General features: G+C 69.8%; 13 protein-coding genes and 1 pseudogene. 10 read left to right on the top strand and 4 right to left on the bottom strand.

What is annotated here, in order from left to right; all coding sequences use genetic code 11:
- The first annotated feature begins 32 nt into the window (after positions 1-32).
- Positions 33-1,022, top strand: a complete 990-nt coding sequence (locus RALTA_RS16490) for a LysR family transcriptional regulator (RefSeq protein ID WP_012355007.1) — start codon at positions 33-35, stop codon at positions 1,020-1,022.
- Here RALTA_RS16490 and RALTA_RS16485 read toward each other — a convergent pair.
- Positions 991-2,997: a sigma-54-dependent Fis family transcriptional regulator gene (locus tag RALTA_RS16485; protein ID WP_012355006.1), complete on the bottom strand. Its 2,007-nt coding sequence runs from the start codon at positions 2,995-2,997 to the stop codon at positions 991-993. The two genes, RALTA_RS16490 and RALTA_RS16485, sit on opposite strands and share 32 nt — an antisense overlap.
- A 234-nt stretch (positions 2,998-3,231) precedes the next feature.
- The gene (locus RALTA_RS16480; protein ID WP_012355005.1) at positions 3,232-4,272 is read right to left on the bottom strand and encodes an LLM class flavin-dependent oxidoreductase; all 1,041 of its coding nucleotides are present in this window, start codon (positions 4,270-4,272) and stop codon (positions 3,232-3,234) included.
- 231 nt (positions 4,273-4,503) lie between these two features.
- On the opposite strand from RALTA_RS16480, the gene RALTA_RS16475 reads away from it, so the two are divergent.
- Positions 4,504-5,259: an IclR family transcriptional regulator gene (locus RALTA_RS16475; protein WP_012355004.1), complete on the top strand. Its 756-nt coding sequence runs from the start codon at positions 4,504-4,506 to the stop codon at positions 5,257-5,259.
- Positions 5,260-5,278: 19 nt separating this feature from the next.
- On the opposite strand, the pseudogene RALTA_RS31090 reads toward RALTA_RS16475, so the two are convergent.
- A pseudogene (locus RALTA_RS31090) lies at positions 5,279-8,063 on the bottom strand (hypothetical protein).
- Positions 8,064-8,254: 191 nt separating this feature from the next.
- Here RALTA_RS31090 and RALTA_RS16465 point away from each other — a divergent pair.
- From RALTA_RS16465 to RALTA_RS16440, 6 genes are all read left to right on the top strand, one after another.
- Entirely contained in the window at positions 8,255-8,968 is a 714-nt protein-coding gene (locus RALTA_RS16465) for an IclR family transcriptional regulator (RefSeq protein ID WP_012355003.1), read from the top strand.
- 64 nt (positions 8,969-9,032) lie between these two features.
- The gene (locus RALTA_RS16460) at positions 9,033-10,640 is read left to right on the top strand and encodes an OPT/YSL family transporter (RefSeq protein ID WP_012355002.1); all 1,608 of its coding nucleotides are present in this window, start codon (positions 9,033-9,035) and stop codon (positions 10,638-10,640) included.
- A gap of 54 nt (positions 10,641-10,694) precedes the next feature.
- Complete coding sequence (locus tag RALTA_RS16455) at positions 10,695-11,879, top strand: aminotransferase class V-fold PLP-dependent enzyme (protein ID WP_012355001.1); 1,185 nt, start codon at positions 10,695-10,697, stop codon at positions 11,877-11,879.
- 30 nt (positions 11,880-11,909) lie between these two features.
- A complete protein-coding gene (gene pepE / locus RALTA_RS16450) occupies positions 11,910-12,665 on the top strand; it encodes a dipeptidase PepE (RefSeq protein ID WP_012355000.1) in 756 nt (251 codons plus the stop codon).
- 299 nt (positions 12,666-12,964) lie between these two features.
- Positions 12,965-14,125, top strand: coding sequence for a porin (locus tag RALTA_RS16445; protein ID WP_041232416.1), 1,161 nt, complete (start codon positions 12,965-12,967; stop codon positions 14,123-14,125).
- Between the two features lie 58 nt (positions 14,126-14,183).
- Positions 14,184-15,140 (top strand): DUF1177 domain-containing protein, encoded by a 957-nt coding sequence (locus tag RALTA_RS16440; RefSeq protein ID WP_041232415.1) that lies wholly within the window; start codon positions 14,184-14,186, stop codon positions 15,138-15,140.
- Positions 15,141-15,150: 10 nt separating this feature from the next.
- Here the strand turns inward: RALTA_RS16440 and RALTA_RS16435 are convergent, their stop codons facing one another.
- Complete coding sequence (locus RALTA_RS16435) at positions 15,151-16,131, bottom strand: DedA family protein/thiosulfate sulfurtransferase GlpE (protein ID WP_012354997.1); 981 nt, start codon at positions 16,129-16,131, stop codon at positions 15,151-15,153.
- Between the two features lie 417 nt (positions 16,132-16,548).
- On the opposite strand from RALTA_RS16435, the gene kdgD reads away from it, so the two are divergent.
- Together kdgD and RALTA_RS16425 are read left to right on the top strand one after the other, a co-directional pair.
- On the top strand, positions 16,549-17,463 hold the full coding sequence (gene kdgD, locus RALTA_RS16430) for a 5-dehydro-4-deoxyglucarate dehydratase (protein ID WP_012354996.1): 915 nt from the start codon (positions 16,549-16,551) through the stop codon (positions 17,461-17,463).
- A gap of 115 nt (positions 17,464-17,578) precedes the next feature.
- Positions 17,579-19,105 (top strand): aldehyde dehydrogenase (NADP(+)), encoded by a 1,527-nt coding sequence (locus RALTA_RS16425; RefSeq protein ID WP_041232414.1) that lies wholly within the window; start codon positions 17,579-17,581, stop codon positions 19,103-19,105.
- The last annotated feature ends 42 nt before the right edge of the window (positions 19,106-19,147 follow it).

The following is a 19,147-nucleotide window of genomic DNA, read 5'->3' as shown; positions in this document are numbered from 1 at the left end:
ATGCTATAAGGACGTGACGCTCACACCCCGCCATGTCCCAGCCACAGAACCTGTTGTCCAGCGCCGCCACGCTGCGCAAACGCCTGCAAATGCGCCATCTGCGCCTGGTGCTGGCACTGGCCGGCCATGGCACGCTGCGCGGTGCCGCGGATGAACTGGCGTTGACCCAGCCGGCGGCCACCAAGGCGCTGCAAGAACTGGAGGACATCGTCGGCGCGCTGCTGTTCACGCGCCACGCCCGCGGCATCGCACCGACGCTGTTCGGCGAAGCGCTGATCCGCTACGCGCGCGTGGTGCTGTCCGATCTCGATGCGCTGCGCGACGAGTTTGCCGCGATCGCCGTGGGCGTGGTCGGCAAGGTGCGGATCGGCGCCATCCTCGCGCCGGTGCCCGGTCTGCTCAGCGGCACCATCAACGGCCTGAAGGCGCACTACCCGCAACTGCACATCTCGCTGCAGGTGGATACCAGCGACGTCCTGGTGCAGGCGCTGCGACAGGATGCCCTCGACGTAGTCGTGGGCCGCATCCCGGCGGATGTGCTGGCGCAAGACCTGGTGTTCGAGCCGCTGGGCGAGGAGACCTTGTCGATCGTAGCCGGCCCCGCACACCCGCAGGCCGGCAAGCGTGCCGTGCGGCTGGCGTCGCTGGCGGGCTGTCCCTGGATCATCCAGCCCGCTGCCAGCCCGATGCGGCAGATCATTGACCAGGCCTTCCGCGACGCGCGCGTGCCGCCGCCCGAGGATGTCATTGAAACCTCATCCATCATGGCAACGCTGCCCTTGCTGGCCGCCAGCGAGCGCGTGGCGGTCGTGCCCGACGCGATCGCGCGCTATTTTGCCGCGCTGGGCGCGCTGGCGATCCTGCCGGTAGCGCTGCGGGGCCGGCTGGTGCCATATGGCCTGATTACGCGCAAGCGTCGCGCGTCCACGCCGGGCATGCGGCTGCTGGCCGATGCGCTGCGCGCGGCCTGCGCGCGTAGCCAGCCCGGCCCTACGCCTGCTCCCCGCCGTCGCGCCGGTTAGGCGATTGGATGCCGTAGCGCTCCATGCGCCGGTACAGCGTCATGCGGCTGATGCCGATCTGGCGCGCGACCGCGCTCAGGTTCCAGCCCGAGGCGCGCAGGTACTGCATCAGCAGCATGCCCTCCGGGGGCAGTTGGTGCGGATCGAACGGGGCGGCGGTGCCGTGCTCCGGGGCGCGATCGGCTGATGCTGGCTGGGCCGCTACGGCAGCCGGTTCGGCGGTGCCGGCGACGGCATCGGGCAGGTCGTGCACGTCGATATAGCCGCCGCTGCAGACCGCGCGCGCGTATTCCAGCACGTTGCGCAGTTCGCGCAGGTTGCCCGGCCAGCGGTGGCGGCGCAGCCGCTCGCTCGCGGCCGGTGACAGCGTCACCGGTTCGCCCGCGCCTTCCTGCAGCAGCTTGCGCACCAGCCAGTCCAGGTCCGTGCGGGCGCGCAGCGGCGGCAGTTCGAAGCGCGCGCCGTTCAGGCGGTAGTAAAGGTCCTCGCGGAAGCGGCCTTCGGCCACCAATTGCTCCAGGCGATGGTGCGTGGCCGAAATGACGCACAGGCGTACCGGCACCGGGCGCGCGGCGCCCACCGGCAGCACCTCGCCCTCGGCGAGCACGCGCAGCAGCCGCGACTGCAGCTCGCGCGGCATGTCGCCGATCTCGTCCAGGAACAGCGTGCCGCCGTCGGCCTCCTGGATCAGCCCGCGCTTGCCGCGCGAGCCGGCCCCGGAGAAGCTGTTGGGCAGGTGGCCGAACAGCTCGCTCTCGATCAGCGTCTCGGGTATCGCCGCGCAGTTCACGGCGACAAAAGGCCCGGCGCGGCGCGCGCTGGCCTGGTGCAGCGCCTTGGCGAAGAACTCCTTGCCGCTGCCGGTTTCGCCATGAATCAGCAGGTGGATCGGGGAATCGACCAGGCGTGCCGCCCGTTCCAGTTGCTGTGCCAGCGCGGCGTCGCCGCCGCTGAGCGCCGCCAGCGGCGCCGGCATCGCTACCTGCGCCGGCGCCGCGGGTGCCTGCCAGCCCAGCGCGGGCGGCATCACGCTCAGGTACAGCAGGCCGCCGCTGCGGTTGAGCGCCACCAGGCGCTGCTCGCTGGGACGCGAGTAGACATAGCGGCCCAACTCTTCCAGCCGGGCGTCGAACAAGGTCTCGAACGGCTGCCCCAGCACGGTGGCGCCCGGCATGCCGCTCAGTTCGGTCTCCAGCATCAGGCGGGCACGATGGTTGTGGCCGACGATGCGCCCGGCATCGTCGAGCGCCAACAGGTATTCCGGGTTGACGTCGACGAACTCTGGCGCGACGTTCAGCTTCAGGATCCAGTCGCGCCGATGCGCCCGCAGGAAATTGGCGTTCTCGATATGCGCCGCGTAGATGCGCACCATCTGCAGCGCCAGGCCCTGGCTGTCCTTGGCTTGCGGCGAGACCAGCGCCGAGATGTCGAGGATGGCGTGCAGCTTGCCATGCGTGTCGAACAGCGGCGCGGCGGTGCAGGTCAGCGGGATATGGGTGGCATCGAAATGGTCGGCCTGGTGCACCGTCAGCGCCTGCCCGGTGACCAGCGCGGTGCCGACCGCGCAGGTGCCCGCGCCGCTCTCGCTCCATTCGGCGCCGAGATAGAGGCCCGCGTGCCGCAGCGCGGCATCGCTGTGGGTGTCGCCGATATAGTCGACCGTCACGCCCTGGGCATCGGTCAGCAGCACCACGTAGCCCAGTGCCGCCACCTGGGCGTGCAGGCTTTGCAGCCCGTGGCGCGCGATGCGGGCGAAGTCGTCGATGCGTTCCTGGTGTTCGCGCAGGCGCGTCTGCGGCAGGATGCGGGCCTCCTGCATGCGCGAAGGGTCGAGCCCGTACTGGTGCACGCAGCGCCGCCACGAGTTCTGAATGATCGCGTCATGCGCGATCCGGTCCGCGAGCAGGGCTGGCGGGGATAGGTAGGTGGTGGCCTGGACCACCGTCTCGATGTGCTCGCGTTGCCGCAGGTCCATCGCTGTCTCCTGTCGTCGCTGCCCTTGGCGCCATGGGCTGCGCCGGCGGCGCGCATGGCTCGCATGAAGCGGTGGATCGGGCGGACTGCGTGCGCGTGCCGGAGGCCGCGCCTCTGTCATGTCTGGGGGCTTCTAATGTATCCGAGCCCGGCGGCGGTGCGCAAACAGGATGCGCGGCGCGGCCGCGGCGGTGCGCCGCAAGTGCGGCGCACGCCATACCATGGCCGTATCGGCTTAGGGCGCGAGGGTGGGCCGCAGCGTACGCGCCGCCTCGGCGGCGATGGCGAACGAACGCAAGCGCGCCGCGTGGTCGAAGATCTGTCCGGTGATCATCAGCTCGTCCGGGCGCAGGTCCTCGACAAAGCGCTGCATACCGGCGCGCACGGCATCCGGGTCACCCACCACCGAACAAGCCAGCGAACGCCGGATGTGGTCCGCCTCGCTCTCGTTCCAGAGCGCTTCGATATCGTCGACCGGCGGGCGCAGCTGGCCCGGCGTGCCGCGCACCAGAGCCAGGAACTGCTGCTGCAGCGAGCTGAACAGCCGGCGGGCCTCGTCCCCGGTATCGGCCGCGAACACATTGAGGCCAAGCATCACATAGGGACGGTCCAGGGTTTCCGACGGGCGGAAGGTGCGCCGGTACAGGTCCAGCGCCTGGCGCATGAAGCCCGGCGCAAAGTGCGAGGCAAAGGCGAACGGCAGCCCCATCGCCGCGGCCAGCTGCGCGCTGAACAGGCTCGACCCCAGCAGCCAGATCGGCACCTTCAGTCCCGCCCCGGGGACCGCGCGCAGCCGCTGCCCGGGGCGCACGTCGTCGAAATACGCCTGGAGCTCTTCCACGTCCTGCGGGAAGGTATCGGCGCTGTCGCTGGAGAGATGGCGGCGCAGCGCGCGCGCCGTGGCCTGGTCGGTGCCGGGCGCGCGGCCCAGTCCCAGGTCGATGCGGCCCGGATAGAGCGAGGCCAGCGTGCCGAACTGCTCGGCGATGACCAGCGGCGAATGGTTGGGCAGCATCACGCCGCCCGAGCCCACGCGGATGCGCTGCGTGCCGTTGGCGACATAGCCTATCAGCACCGCGGTGGCGGCGCTGGCGATGCCGGGCATGTTGTGGTGCTCGGCCAGCCAGTAGCGGTGGTAGCCCAGCTGCTCGGCATGGCGCGCCAGGTCGAGCGAGTTGCGCATGGCCTGGCCGGCATCGCTGCCTTGCGGGATGGGGGCGAGGTCCAGCACCGAATAGGCGATGCCGTTGCCGGCGGGGAGAGAGTCGCGATTCATGTCGTGGTCTGGCGGGCGGCGTACGCCACGCGTGCGCCGCCCGCTGCAATGCGGATGGTTCGCTATGTTAGTGAGCCTGCGCGGATCGTGCTGGCGGCCGCCTTGCGGCCCTGCGGGCGGCGTGGGTATCGGCTGGATACGGACGGGATGCGGCCTGGATGCGGCCGGGCGCAAGGATTGAGCCGCGCGCCGCTTGCCCTTACCATTCAGCCCGATGCGAAGGAACGATCGATGACTCTCAAGACACTGGACGGCGCACTGGCCCTGCTGACCTACTTCACCGTGCGCCAGCCCACCTGGGGCGTGCGCGAGCTGGCCAAGCACAGCGGGGTGCATTACGCCGTGGTGCACCGCGTGCTGGCCACGTTCGCCGCCAACGGCTTCCTGGTGCAGGACGCGGCCACCGGCAAGTACTCGCTGGGGCTGCGGCTGTTCGAGCTGGGCCAGGTGGTGCGCAAGAGCTTCTCGCCCGACGAGATCGTGCGCCCGGTGCTGGAGAAGCTGGCCGCGCAGAGCGGCGAGACCGTGTTCCTGTCGTGGCTCGACGGCCATGAAGGCCTGTGCGTGGGGCTGGTGCACAGCCAGCACCAGTTGCGCTTTTCGATCGAGCTGGGCGAGCGCTTTCCGCTGTATGCCGGCGCGCATGCCAAGGCCATGCTGGCGTTCCAGGACGACGCCTTCCGCGACGAGGTCTACCGCCAGGGCATGGCGCGCATGGGGCCGCATACCACGCTGGAGCGCGAGCGCATCGAGCAGCAACTGGCCGACGTGCGCGAACGCGGCTGGGCGCATACGCGCGAGGAAGCCGCCGCCAGCGTCGCCGGCCTTGCCTTGCCCCTATGGTCGCGCGACCGCAGCGCGGTGGTGGGCTCGGTCGCCATCGCCGGGCCGCAGCAGCGGCTGGACGATGCCGCCGTGCCGCGGCTGCTGGAGGCGCTGCGCGACGCCAGTGGCCGGCTGGAAGACGTGATCGGCTTCGTGCGCTGAGGCCCGCGCAGCGCCCCGTTCACGCCAGCAGCGCCTTGCCCACTTCGCCGCCCAGCACCCGCCGGCCGATCGCATGCCCGAGCGCCCGGTAGCTTTCCCATTGCGCCTCGTCGAAGAACTGGTCGCCGGTGCCCTCCTGCGGAAAGTCCGGATGCGTGGCGCCATAGTGCCGCACGTCGGCCGGCGCCCATGACACCAGCCGCGGCTTGATCAGCACGATGCGGCAGACGCGCGCCCGCGGCGCCGCGCAAGCCGGGTCGGTGCGGTACACGTCGAGCAGCAGCGCGCATTTCTCGGCGCGCTGGCCGCTGGCCGCCCCGCCCGGCAGGAAATCCTCCGGCACGCCGAAGACGCGGCTCAGCACCGGATGCGTGGTGGCGGCCTCGGTATCGACGACGATCTCCAGGCCATGGTCGATGCGCGCGAGGCGGATCAGGTTGGCGAGGTCGCCGAAGCGATAGTCGGGATCGGCCCCGCAGTCGCACAGCACGATCAGCGCGACGTCGCGGCCCGGGCGCAGCAGCTCGTAGACACCGGTGTTGTCGAAATGGCCGCCATCCGACAGGTACTGCCAGCCGCGCCGCGTGCCATGGAAGCGGCCACTCAGCTCGCACCCCAGGTAGTACTGGGTGCGGAATATGCCGGCGGCCAGCCAGGGATGCGTGGCGCGTTCGGGATGGCGCCAGCGCTCGCCCTCGCGCCCGCCGCGGCGTGCATGGCTGGCCGGAAACGACGGCCACCACGTGCCCAGCCGCAGGTTGGCCAGCCCGAGCAGCAGCGAGGTGCCCAGCGTGGTGGCACGGCCGAGCCCGGCCGACACCGCCGCCCCGGAGATGGCAATCCAGTCGCCCACCGTGAGCGACTGCGCCAGCTTTGCCCGACGACGGCCATGACAGATCCGGGCAGCACTGCCAGCCGTCGACCGTGAAGCGCGCATGGGCATCCGGCGCGATCGCGCTCGCGGCGCCCGGCTGCGGCAGGCCGGCGCCGGGTGCCAGGCACAGCGGCTTGCCCTTGCGGTCGCGCTGGACCAGTTGCTCGGCCGGATCGACGGTCAGGTTCAGCGTCACGTTGATCAGGTGCAGCGGCGCCAGCACGTGCGGATCATAGTAGGCGTTGAGGCTGAGCTGGTCGCCGGGCACGGGCTCGGCCACGCTGAAGCGCGCGCGCCGGCGCCGGTCCGCCGCCGGATCGGGATCGGGTGCGGCAAAGCGCTCGCCGTTGGACGCGCCCAGGTAGGCGCGCGTGAGACGCGCCGCGTAGAAGGGCTGCAGCGTGGACAGGTTCAGGAACCCGGTAAAGCGGCCGGCAACCAGCGCCAGCACCAGTGCCACCGCCGTCAGGGTTGCCAGCGCCGGCGCGGTGTAGGCGGTGCCATACACCAGCCAGTCGACCGGCTCGCGGCCATTCCAGCGCACCCACAGCACCAGCCACGACCACAATACGTACAGCAGCAGCGCCAGCACCGCCGCGGCCGCCCCGGCCAGCAGCGAGACCGGCAGGCGTGCCCACAGTGCGCGCCAGGCCGTGCCGGCGCTGCCCTTGCGGCCTGGGTCGAACCAGCGCGCGCCATAGCGCACCAGCCAGACCAGCAGGCCCAGCACGCTCGCGGGCAAGGCCACGCCCCACGGATGCCCGGCGGCGTGGGCGTACAGGTAGGTGGTGCGCGCGGCGGTATCGGCCACGCCCAGTGCCGCCAGCCACAGCGTCAGCGTGACCGCAGTGCGCAGCGCGCGCGTGGCGCGCACGCGATAGCCGGACACCGTGCGCGGCTCGCCCTGCAGCATCACCAGGCAGGCCAGCACGCCAAGCCAGGTCAGCACGCCCAACGCGGCAAACAGCTGCGCCGGCAACGGCTGCGCACCGATCCGTTCCGACCAGTACGCGGCGCCGAGCAACAGCAGTCCCAGCAGCGTGGCGACCATCGGCGCGGGGCTGAAGAAGCGGCCCGGCGCCTGCGGCTCGGCGGCGCGCGGATAGACCAGCCAGTACGCCAGGCCGGGCGGCACCGCGCCGACCACCGCCGTGGCCAGCGGCAGCCACAGCACCGGGCTCCACCAGATCGCGCATTGGCCCTGGTTGAAGGCCTGCCGTGCATCGTGCAGCAGGTCCATCTCGTAGCGTCCGAAGCCGTACCAGGCGCCCGCCGCGACGTGCAGCAGCAGCGCCAGGAGCGCCAGCACCACCAGCAGCGCGCTGCCGATCACGTAGTGCATCGCCAGCCAGTTGCGCGCCACCAGCGCTGCGGCATAGAGGTTGTCGCCCGCGCCCGTGGGCGACAGGTAGCGGCCGTTCTCGCGCAGCCATGCGACAGCGCCGCGGCCAGGATCGGCCGCATAGGAAACCGAGGTGTGGATGCGCCCGGGCGGCTCGCATTGCAGCGTGTGGTAGGCATCGGCCGCGGCCTGGACCGGGCCGGTGCCGCGGCGCAGACGCCCCGGCACGAACAGGCTGACGAAGAAGGCGCCGAGGTAGCCGCCGCCGCTGACGGTGGAGAGGTAATCGAACTGGGCCAGCAGCGAGGCCAGCCCGGGCACGGTCTGCGCCGAGGCGGCGATGCTCGCCCCGGCAGTCCGGGGCCTGCCGCTGTCCGGCGTCGCCGCCGTGGCGTTGGCCGGCATGTCGGTGCCGGCCAGCGCCTGCATCACGCCAAGGCAGAAGGTGGCGCTGCGGATGCCGCCTCCGGACAGCGCCAGTGCCCAGTTGCGCTCGCCCTCATGCGTGCGCGGTGCGATGCCGAGCTGGCGGCGACGGTGCGCGATGCGGGCCGCTTCGTCGCCGTAACCGTGATCTTCCGCAGCCATGGGTGCCTCCCGTAGCAGTCGGCCTGCGCCAAGTATAGGCAAGGGCGCATGGGTCGATATTCGCCCCGATCCGGGCGACGACTGCGCGTTAACCCTGATTGTTGCGGGTGACAGCGAGGCCTAGCATTTCTCTGTATCAGAGACGTTGTCTCTTATATAGAGACAAAGGCAATTCGAAGTTTCGCTCGGCAATGCTCAAGACCCTGGACGGCGCGCTGGCGCTGTTGACCCACTTCACCGTGCGCCAGCCCAGCTGGGGCGTGCGCGAACTGGCCCGCCACAGCGGCGTGCACCATGCCGTGGTGCACCGCGTGCTGGCGACGTTCGCCGCCAACGGCTTCCTGGTGCAGGACGCGCAGGGACGCTACGCGCTCGGGCTGCGCTGGTTCGAGCTAAGCCAGGTCACGCGCAAGACCTTCTCGCCGGCCGAGGTGGTGCAGCCCGCGCTCGAGGCGCTGGCGCGGGAATGCGGTGAAACCGTGTTCCTGTCGTGGCTGGACGGTGACCACGGCCTGTGCACGGACATCGCGCACAGCCAGCACCAGTTGCGCTTTTCGATCGAGGTGGGCCAACGCTTCGCCCTCGACGCGGGCGCGCATGCCAAGGCCATGCTGGCATTCCAGCCGGAGGCGTTGCGGCGCCGGCTCGGCGGCGGCACGCCAGGGCTGGAAGCGCGGCTGGCGCAGATCCGCGCCGACGGCTGGGCCTACACCTGCGAGGAATCCGCCGCCACGGTGGCCGGGCTGGCGCTGCCGCTGTTCCACCGCGACAGCCAGGCGGTGGTGGGCTCGCTGGCCATCGCCGGTCCGCTGCAGCGGCTGACGCCGGAGGCGGCGCCGCGCTGCCTGCAGGCGCTGCGCACGGCGCGCGGCACCATCGGCCCGGTGGCCGGTTTCATGCGCTGAGCGCGCGCCAGGCATCACACACAACAGACAAAACCAGACAACACTAAGGGGAGCGGCGGAAGACATGACCATGCCAACACAACTGAACGCGCCGATGGCGGCGCAGCCCGCGACACGGACGCGCTTCATGGAGCCCTTGCTGCTGCTGGTCTCCGTCGGGCTGTCCGTGTTCGGCGCCATGATCGGCATGCAGCTGATCGTGTCGCTGGGGATCTCGGCAAATACCTCGATCATCGGCGCGCTGATCGCGATCGTGTTCTCGCGCATCCCGCTCGAGGTCACGCGGCGCTTCCGCGTGCTGGAGCGGCAGAACCTGGTGCAGACCGCGATCTCTTCGGCCACCTTCGGCGCCGCCAACTCGCTGATGATCCCGATCGGCGTGCCGTATGCGATGGGCATGCCCGAGCTGGCCACGCCGATGCTGATCGGCGCGGTGATCGCCATGTTCGTCGACGGCGCGATGCTGTACTTCCTGTTCGGCAGCAAGATCTTCCCGGCCACCGGCACTTGGCCGGCCGGCATCGCCACCGCCGAGGCCATCTGGGCCGGCGACCGCGGCGGGCGCAAGGCCGCCTTCCTGGGCCTGGGCATCGCCGTGGGCGTGGGCGGCGCATGGCTGGGCGTGCCGATGTCCGCGTTCGGCGCGGCGTTCCTCGGCAACCTGGCGGCGCTGACCATGTTCGGCGTCGGTCTGCTGGTGCGCGGCTATTCGGTGGCGCTGACCGGCATCGACATCGCCAAGGCGTATATCCCGCACGGGTTGATGATCGGCGCGGGGATCGTCGCCCTGTTCCAGGTCGCCCATGAAATCCGCCGCGCGCGCCACGCCCCCGCGGCCGACGCGCGCACCATCGAAGTCCCGGCCGCACGCGCCAGCCGCATCCTGTCGGGCGGCTTCCTGGTCTACCTGGCTATCGCGCTGCTGATCTCGGTGCTGGCCGGTCATATCTCCGACATGTCGCTGGGCATGCTGGTGCTGTTCGTGCTCTACGCCGCCTTTGCCGCCTACGTGCATGAGCTGATCGTCGGCATCGCGGCGATGCACTCGGGCTGGTTCCCGGCCTTCGCGGTGGCGCTGATCACGCTGACCATCGGCATCCTGATCGGCTTCCCGCCCACGGCGCTGGCAGTGCTGGTGGGCTTCTCGGCCGCGACCGGCCCCGCCTTCGCCGACATGGGCTACGACCTCAAGACCGGCTACCTGCTGCGCGGCGAAGGCCGTGACATGGAGGCAGAACTGGCCGGCCGCAAGCAGCAGTTCCTGGCCGCGATGATCGGCTTCGCGGTGGCCGCGGTGGTGGTGGTGGTGTTCCACGGCAGCTTCTTCGCGCAGGGCCTGATCCCGCCGGTGGACCGCGTCTACGCGGCGTCGATCAAGGCGGGCTCGTCGGCCGAGATCGCGCGCAACCTGATGATCTGGGCCGTCCCCGGCGCGCTGCTGCAGTGGCTCGGCGGCTCGAAGCGCCAGCTTGGCATCCTGCTCTCCACCGGCATGCTGATTGCCTCGCCGCTGGCCGGCTGGGCGGTGCTGGCGGGCCTGGCGATCCGCTTCGTGCTGCAGCGCCTGCGCGGCGACAGGCACGTGGCCGAGATGAGCGCCTTTGCCGGCGGCGTGATCGCGGGCGACGCCCTGTTCAGCTTCTTCGGTTCGGTCACCAAGCTGAAGAAGTAAGCCCTACCCGCGGGCGCATGTGCTGCGCCCCTCTGTCATTTCCCGAGACGTTCCATGGATATCCAGGCAATCCGCGCCGACACCCCGCTGACGGCGTCCACCATCTATCTCGACACTGCCGCGGCCTCGATCCCGCCCGACGCCGTGCTCGACACCGTGCGCAGCTACCTGCTCGACACCGGCCATGTCGGCATCTACCTGCCGGCATTCCGCAAAGCGACCTATGCGCGTGTGGAAGCGGTGCGGGCCACGCTGGCCGCATGGCTGAACTGCGCGGCCGACGAGCTCGCCTTCACCAAGAACGCGACCGAGAGCATTTCGATCGTTGCGCGCGGCATCGGCTGGCAAGCCGGCGATGAAGTGCTGGTGGCCGACACCGAGATGCTGAGCAACCTGCTGCCGTGGCGCCGGCTGGAGCAATCGCACGGCATCGTGGTGAAGATGGTGGCCGCCGACGCCGAAGGCCTGCTGTCAGCCGAGGCATTTGCCGCGGCCATCACGCCGCGCACGCGCCTGCTGACCTTTTCGCACCTGCCCAATTCCAGCGGCGCGGTGCAGCCCGCCGCGCAGATCTGCGCGATCGCGCGCCAGCACGGCGTGCTGTCGCTGGTCAACGGCGCGCAGAGCGTGGGCATGCTGCGCTCGGACGTGGCCGAACTCGGCTGCGATTTCCTCGCCGGCTGCGGCCGCAAGGCGCTGCGCGCGACCGAGGGCTCCGGCTTCCTGTACGTGCGCCGCGCGCTGATCGCCCAGGTCGAGCCGATGCTGGTGGGCTGGTGGAACGGCGCCTATGACCGCGCCACCGGCGCACCGTCGCTGGTGCCGGGCGCGAAGCGCTTCGAAGCGGGCTGCCCTATCGTGCCGGCCATCCTGGGCCTGGGCACCGCCCTCGACTACGCCGCCGCGATCGGCATCGACGCCATCGAGGCGCGCGTGCGCGACCTGACCGAGTATGCGGTGGCCAGGCTGTCGTCGATCCCCGGCTTCGAGCTGTACGGCCCGACCGACGTGGCCCAGCGCATCGGCATCGTGCCGTTCAACGTGCGCGGCACCGACCCGGCCCGCATCGTCGCCGCGCTGGAAGCGCAGCAGTGCATCATCGAAGCCGGCAATTTCATGGCCGACGCGATCCTGGCGCGCTACGGCGTTTCAACCATGGCGCGCGTGTCGCTGCACTACTTCAACACGCATGACGAGATCGACCGCGTCGCCACGCTGGTGCGTGCCGCGATCGCCTGACCCCACACCTGAACCGACGGAAAGCAAGACATGACCCAACGCATCCTTCTGATGAGCAGCTCGCGCAAGGACAACCTCGGCTACCTCGAGCACGCCGGCGAGCAGATCCACACGCTGCTCAGGCACGAGCCGCGCAAGGTGCTGTTCGTGCCGTTCGCCGGCGTGACCTTCAGCTTCGACACCTACGAGGGCATGGTCAGGCCTGTGTTCGAGAAGCTGGGCTACGCGCTGCAATCGATCCATCACAGCGCCGATCCGCTGCGCGCCGTGCAGCAGGCCGACGCCATCGCGGTCGGCGGCGGCAACACCTTCGCGCTGCTCAAGCGCCTGTACGACGCCGGTATCGTCGACGCGATCCGCACGAAGGTGCGTGCGGGCACGCCGTACGTGGGCTGGAGCGCCGGCAGCAACGTCGCCTGCCCGACCATCCGCACCACCAACGACATGCCGATCGTGCAGCCGCCGTCGCTGCGCGCGCTGGGCCTGGTGCCGTTCCAGATCAATCCGCACTTCATCAGCGGCAAGCCCGCGGGGCACAACGGCGAAAGCCGCGAAGAGCGGCTGGCGGAGTTCCTGCACATCAACGCGCCGGAACAGGTGTTCGCGCTGCCGGAAGGCTCGGCGTTGTATTCCGATGGCACCACCGGAACCGTGCTGGGCGAGCGCCATGCGCTGTGGTTCCCGGCGGAAGGGCAGGTCGAGACGATTCGCGAGGGCGAGGCGTTCGCACTGTCGCAGATCACCGGGCCGGCGGGCATGCAGGACTGGCCGGGCTTTGCCGTTTGAGCAACGCGTTAAACGCCGAAGCACAAACGGTTGTCTCCCCTCTCCCTCTGGGAGAGGGGCGGGGGAGAGGGCAGCGTTGCCACGAAGTGAAGCGTCACCGCAACTGCATGCGCCTGCCCTCTCCCCCAACCCCTCTCCCGCAAGCGGGAGAGGGGAGCGAACCAGCGGAATGCATGCGTGACTAGCCACTAGCCATTTCAAGGCCCACCCGGCCACAACCAATACAAACAACACCAGCCCCGCGGGCCGCGTTGCGCCGCCCGCGCGGCCGCCTTTTGCCTTCTGGAGGAGAAAACAAAATGAGCCCAACCCTTCGCCGTGCCATGCGCCTGGCACTTCCAGCGCTGCTGGCCCTGCCCGCCACCACCATGGCGCAATCCGGCGTCACGCTGTACGGCGTCATCGATACCGCGCTGACATACCAGACCAACTCAAACCCCGCCGGCGACGCCCAGATCGGCCTGCAGCAGGGCGGCGAAGGCTTCCTGTCTGGCAGCCGCTTCGGCCTGAAGGGGGTCGAGGACCTGGGCGGCGGCGTGAAGGCCGGCTTCGTGCTGGAGAACGGGCTGCTGGCCGACACCGGCCGGCTCGACCAGCAAGGCCAGCTGTTCGGCCGCCAGGCGTACGTGAAGATCGGCAATCAGTGGGGCGAGCTGGCGCTGGGCCGGCAGTACACCACCGCCAACACCATGCTGTACTACGTCGATCCGCTCGGCGTGGGCGCGGCGCCGTCCAATGCATGGATGGTCTACCTGACCGGCCAGCGCTACGACAACGCCGTCAGCTATACCGGCAATTTCGGCCCGGTGTCGCTGATCGCCGAATACGCGCTCGGCGAGACCGCGGGCAACACCCGCGCGATGTCGTCGATGTCGTTCGGCGCCAGGTACGCGGCCGGGCCGATCACCGCGGTCGGCGACTTCCAGCAGACCCGCGACAGCCAGAGCCGCAACGCCAACATCTATCTGGCGGGCCTGAAGGCCTCGGTGGGCCGCGCCAGCCTGTTTGCCAACTACATCCACAGCGACCGCGACGCTGGCTTCGACGCGTCGAAGGGCGGCACCGACACGGCCACCATCACCAGCATGTCGACCGCGGCCACGCCGACCAACCGTGCGGCGATCAGCTCGGTGTTCGGCAGCAGCCGGCACGATGACTTCTTCACGCTGGGTGCCAGCTACGCGGTGACCGGCAATGTCACCCTGATTGGCAGCGTGATGCACAACCGCACCCGCGCCGACAGCTTCAGCGGCAACCGCACCACCGCCTATGCGGTGGCCGACTACGCCTTCAGCAAGCGCACCGACGCCTACCTGGCGCTGGCCTACGACCGCGTCCACGGCGACTGGTCGGGCCTGTTCGGCAACAACACCACCAGCTGGACCGGCGGCAGCGGCACGCCGCTGGACGGGCGCGACACGCAGACCACGGTGATGGTCGGCCTGCGCCACCAGTTCTGACCGATTTGTAGAACGCCCCGCCCGCGCCGCGCGGCCGGGGCAAACTTTGGAGAAAGCCATGGCCCTGCAGCAGACGCTGGTCATTCACGAAGCCCTGGACAGCCCGCACGCCAACGGCGCGGTCGTCAGCGAACTGTTCGCGCCGTACTCCGACGCCGGCGTGTCGGTGCAAGTCACCACGGTCCGCAACGCGCCGCCCGAAGACGCGGCCAATACCACCGACTTCATCACCATCGTGATCCCGGGCAGCGCCGGCAAGCGTGGCGGCGGCAAGGCGCCGACGCTGGGCGTGATCGGCCGCAATGGCGCCATCGGCGCGCGTCCGGAACTGGTCGGGCTGGTGTCCGATGCCGATGGTCCGATCGGCTGCCTGGCGGTGGCGCTCAAGCTGGCGCAGATGAAGGCGCGCGGCGACCACGTGCCGGGCGACGTGATCGTGACCACCCACCTGTCGACCAATGTCTCGATGGTGCCGCACGATCCGGTGCCGTTCATGGGCATGCCGGTGTCTTCCGACACCATGAACGACTACCAGGTGCTGCCGGAAATGGACGCGATCCTGTCGATCGATGCGTCCAAGGGCAACAGCATCGTCAAGCATCGCGGCTTTGCGATCTCGCCGACGGCGATGCAGGGCTATATCCTGCGCGTCGCGCCGGACCTGGTGGCGACCATGGAATCGACCACCGGCTGCCCGGCGGTGACCTTCCCGATCTCGCTGCAGGACATCACGCCGTACCACAACGGCCTCTATCACTTCAACAGCATCATGCAGCCGCACGTGGCCACGCGGGCCCCGGTGGTGGGCGTCGCGGTGACGGCGCAGTCGGTGGTGTCGGGCAGCGCGACCTCGGCCAACCACGAGGTCGACATCGCCGAAGCGGTACGCTTCTGCGTGGAAGTGTCCAAGCGCTTTGGCGCCGGCAAGTGCCAGTTCTTCCATGCCGCCGAGTGGGAAAAGATCCGCGCCGCCTACCCGGACCTGTCGGTGTTCCAGACCGCCGGCAAGCGCTGAGGCTTGGGGCTCAGCGTGCCGTCGCCTGGCCCGGTCCGGGATGGGTGACGGCGGGCGGCACGGTGGCGCCGTGCCGCCGCTTCCATTCGTCGAAGCCGCCGGCCAGCGCCCAGGTCCTGGCATAGCCGGCCAAACGCAGGCGTTCGGCCAGCAGCGCCGCTGACATCTCGTTCGGACACGCGCAATAGACCACGATGTCGGCCTCGGCCGGCGCCACGCCCAGCGCGTCGAGGCTGTCGAGCGCGCCCTGCATGTCGAGCACCATCGAGCCGGGGATGCGCTCCATCGGCAGGTCGCCATGCGCGCGCACGTCGATCACCACCGGCAGCGTGCCGGCCAGCCGGCGCGACTCCAGTTCATCGACGCTCATGCGGGGCACGCGCCGGGTGATGCGCAGCAGCCGGAAACGGCGCCACGAGCGCCACGCCAGGAACAGCAGGAACGCCCCCACCACCGCCACCACGGCCATATGGCCATAGGTGCTGAAGCCCTCCAGGATGGCATCGATAAAGTCGCTGAACACCACGCCGATCAGCAGGCCGCTGCCGGCCCACACCAGCGCGCCGATCGCGTCGTAGAAGAGGAATACCGGCAGCGGCGTGCCCGTCATGCCGGCCATTGCGGTCGACAGCGCGCCGGCACCGGGCAGCAGCTTGGCGACCACCAGCGAGCGCGGCCCCACGCGCAGGTACAGCGACTGGGTCTGGCGGATGCAGGAATCGGGCGAGATCGATACCTTGCAGATGGTGCGCAGCATCGGCTGCCCCAGCCGGCGCCCGGCAAAGTACCAGCCGGTGTCGGCAATCACGCAGGCCGCGATGACCGCGGCCAGCACCGCGCCGATCGACGGCCCGGTTTCCTGCACCCCCAGGGCGCCGGCGACGAACAGCATCGGATAGGCCGGCACCGGCAGGCCGGCCTGCTCGACCAGTACGTTCAGGAACACCAGCATCAGCCCGTGGTTTTCCAGCAAGGCCTGTAACTCTCCCACCGCGCTCTCCCCCATTGGTTCAGGACGCCAGTGTGCCAGCCGCCGGTTCGCCGTGGCGCGGAAGCTTTGCATGGTCGATTCAAATTGACTGAGTGGGTCATGCGGCCAGTGACTTACGTTGTCAGACAACATTGACTACTCCACGCCTGTCGTTCCCGCGCAGGCGGGAACCCAGTGACTTTGAAGACGCTGGATTCCCGCCTGCGCGGCAATGAGGGTAGGTTTTGATGCCTTGGCCGAACGGGGTTACCGCCCATGGAGGCCCTTGTACCGCTCCCGGTTAACCCGAGGTACGTCGCTGGTCTATTGCCTTCATCATCCCATTGTCGTACGATGACTGATAACTCGACTGACTCGTCACGCTGTGGTCAGCCGTTTTTGCCACCCCGGGCCATCGGCCCGCCCTGGATCGCCGCAATGCTCGCACCCAACGAACTCAAGCAAATCGTCTCCGAAGGCCTGCTGTCCTTCCCCATCACCGACTTCGACGCCCAGGGCGACTTCGCGCCGAAGTCCTACGCCGCCCGCCTCGAGTGGCTGGCCCCCTACGGCGCCACCGCGCTGTTCGCGGCCGGCGGCACGGGCGAGTTCTTCTCGCTGACGCCGCAGGATTACTCGGCCGTGGTCGACACTGCCGTGCGTACCTGCGCCGGCAAGGTGCCGATCCTGGCCGGTGCCGGCGGACCCACCCGCACCGCCATCGCCTATGCGCAGGAAGCCCAGCGCCTGGGCGCCGCCGGCGTGCTGCTGCTGCCGCACTACCTGACCGAAGCCAGCCAGGACGGCATTGCCGCCCACGTGGAAGAAGTCTGCAAGGCGGTCGATATCGGGGTGATCGTCTACAACCGCGCCAACTCGAAGCTCAACGCCGACCAGCTGGCCCGCCTGGCGGGGCGCTGCCCCAACCTGATCGGCTTCAAGGATGGCGTGGGCGACATCGAGGCCATGGTCAGCATCCGCCGCAAGCTGGGCGACCGCTTCTCCTACCTGGGCGGCCTGCCCACCGCCGAGGTCTATGCCGCGGCCTACAAGGCGCTGGGCGTGCCGGTGTATTCGTCGGCGGTATTCAACTTCATCCCGAAGACGGCGATGGACTTCTACCGCGCCATCGCCGCGGATGACCACGACACCGTGGGCCGCCTGATCGACGACTTCTTCCTGCCCTACCTCGCCATCCGCAACCGCAAGGCCGGCTATGCGGTCAGCATCGTCAAGGCGGGTGCACGCCTGGTGGGCCGCGACGGCGGTCCCGTGCGCGCGCCCCTGACGGACCTGACCGGCGAGGAAATGGAGATGCTGGGCGCGCTGATCAACAAGCTCGGCCCGCAATAACCCGGCACGCGGGCGGCCGCCCAGCCGTGCCCGCATGGCATTCCGAAGAGCCGGCCGCGGGGCGCATGCCCTCCGGCCGGTTTCCCCGTTCCAAACGCTGACAAGGATTCCTTCCATGCAAATCACCGGCGACATGCTGATCGGCGCGCAAGCCGTGCGCGGCACCGAAGCGACGCTGCAGGCGATCAATCCCGCCACCGGCCAAGCCATCGGCCCTGACTTCCACGGCGGCGGCGAAGCCGAGGTCGAGCGCGCCTGCGCGCTGGCCGAAGCCGCCTTCGACACTTACCGCAACACCACGCCCGAACAGCGCGCGGCCTTCCTCGAGGCCATCGCCGCGGGCATCGAGGCACTGGGCGACACGCTGATCGAGCGTGCCCACCTCGAAAGCGCGCTGCCCATCGCGCGCCTGCAGGGCGAGCGCGGCCGCACCGCCGGCCAGCTGCGCCTGTTCGCCACCGTGCTGCGCGAGGGCCGCTGGCAGCAAGCCACCTTCGAGCCCGCGCTGCCCGAGCGCAACCCGCCGCGTCCGGACTTGCGCATGCAGCGGATCGCCATCGGCCCGGTTGCCGTGTTCGGCGCCAGCAACTTCCCGCTGGCCTTCTCCGTGGCCGGCGGCGACACCGCCGCGGCGCTGGCCGCGGGCTGCCCGGTGGTGGTCAAGGCGCACCCGGCGCACCTGGGCACCTCCGAACTGGTCGGGCGCGCGATCCAGCAAGCGGTGCGGGACGCCGGCCTGCCCGAGGGCGTGTTCTCGCTGCTGGTGGGCGCGGGCAATGCCATCGGCACGGCGCTGGTGTCGCATCCGGCGATCCAGGCGGTAGGCTTTACCGGCTCGCGCGCCGGCGGCATGGCGCTGATGCGCGCCGCCAACGCGCGCCCGCAACCGATCCCGGTGTACGCCGAGATGAGTAGCATCAACCCGGTGTTCCTGCTGCCCGCCGCGCTCGACGCGCGCGGCGCGGAGATCGGCCGCCAGCTGGTCGATTCGCTGGTGCTCGGCGTCGGCCAGTTCTGCACCAATCCCGGACTGGTGATCGGCATCGAAGGCCCTGCCCTGGACAAGTTCCGCGCGGCGGCGCTCGGCGCGCTGCAAGGCAAGCCGGCCGCAACGATGCTGACACCCGGCATCCATGCCGCGTACGAGCAGGGCGTGGCGCAGCTGTCGTCGCTTGCCGGACTGCGGCGCATCGGCCACGGCGCGGATCCCGTCGGCGCAAACCAGGCACGGCCGGAGATCTTCGAAACCAGCGCCGCGCAGTTCCTGGCCGACCACCGCATGCAGGCCGAGGTCTTCGGCCCGTCGACGGTGCTGGTGGTGTGCCGCGATATGGAGGAGATGCTGACAGTGGCGCGGCAGCTGGAAGGCCAGCTGACCGCAACGATGCAGCTCGACGACGCCGACCACGCCGCCGCGCAGCGCCTGCTGCCGGTACTGGAACGCAAGGCCGGGCGCGTGCTGTGCAACGGCTATCCCACCGGTGTCGAGGTGGCGTACGCGATGGTGCATGGCGGGCCGTTCCCGGCCACTTCGGATGTGCGTTCGACTTCGGTGGGCGCTACGGCGATCGACCGGTTCCTGCGGCCGGTCTGCTACCAGAACCTGCCGCAAGCTTTGCTGCCGGCGGCGCTGCGGAAATAACGAGGGCTGCTCAGATGGGCCCCGCCTGGTGCGGGGCTTTTC

It is taken from the genome of Cupriavidus taiwanensis LMG 19424 (genome assembly GCF_000069785.1).
Classification (GTDB): domain Bacteria; phylum Pseudomonadota; class Gammaproteobacteria; order Burkholderiales; family Burkholderiaceae; genus Cupriavidus; species Cupriavidus taiwanensis.
This window is presented reverse-complemented; position numbering and strand designations above follow the sequence as displayed.

Coding starts and splice junctions, on each gene's coding strand:
- RALTA_RS16480 (WP_012355005.1), bottom strand. CDS start 4,272: ATGAATCGCGACTCTCTCCCCGCCGGCAACGGCATCGCCTATTCGGTG.
- RALTA_RS16440 (WP_041232415.1), top strand. CDS start 14,184: ATGGCCCTGCAGCAGACGCTGGTCATTCACGAAGCCCTGGACAGCCCG.
- RALTA_RS16465 (WP_012355003.1), top strand. CDS start 8,255: ATGCTCAAGACCCTGGACGGCGCGCTGGCGCTGTTGACCCACTTCACC.
- RALTA_RS16475 (WP_012355004.1), top strand. CDS start 4,504: ATGACTCTCAAGACACTGGACGGCGCACTGGCCCTGCTGACCTACTTC.
- RALTA_RS16445 (WP_041232416.1), top strand. CDS start 12,965: ATGAGCCCAACCCTTCGCCGTGCCATGCGCCTGGCACTTCCAGCGCTG.
- RALTA_RS16490 (WP_012355007.1), top strand. CDS start 33: ATGTCCCAGCCACAGAACCTGTTGTCCAGCGCCGCCACGCTGCGCAAA.
- RALTA_RS16425 (WP_041232414.1), top strand. CDS start 17,579: ATGCAAATCACCGGCGACATGCTGATCGGCGCGCAAGCCGTGCGCGGC.
- kdgD (WP_012354996.1), top strand. CDS start 16,549: ATGCTCGCACCCAACGAACTCAAGCAAATCGTCTCCGAAGGCCTGCTG.
- pepE (WP_012355000.1), top strand. CDS start 11,910: ATGACCCAACGCATCCTTCTGATGAGCAGCTCGCGCAAGGACAACCTC.
- RALTA_RS16460 (WP_012355002.1), top strand. CDS start 9,033: ATGACCATGCCAACACAACTGAACGCGCCGATGGCGGCGCAGCCCGCG.
- RALTA_RS16455 (WP_012355001.1), top strand. CDS start 10,695: ATGGATATCCAGGCAATCCGCGCCGACACCCCGCTGACGGCGTCCACC.
- RALTA_RS16485 (WP_012355006.1), bottom strand. CDS start 2,997: ATGGACCTGCGGCAACGCGAGCACATCGAGACGGTGGTCCAGGCCACC.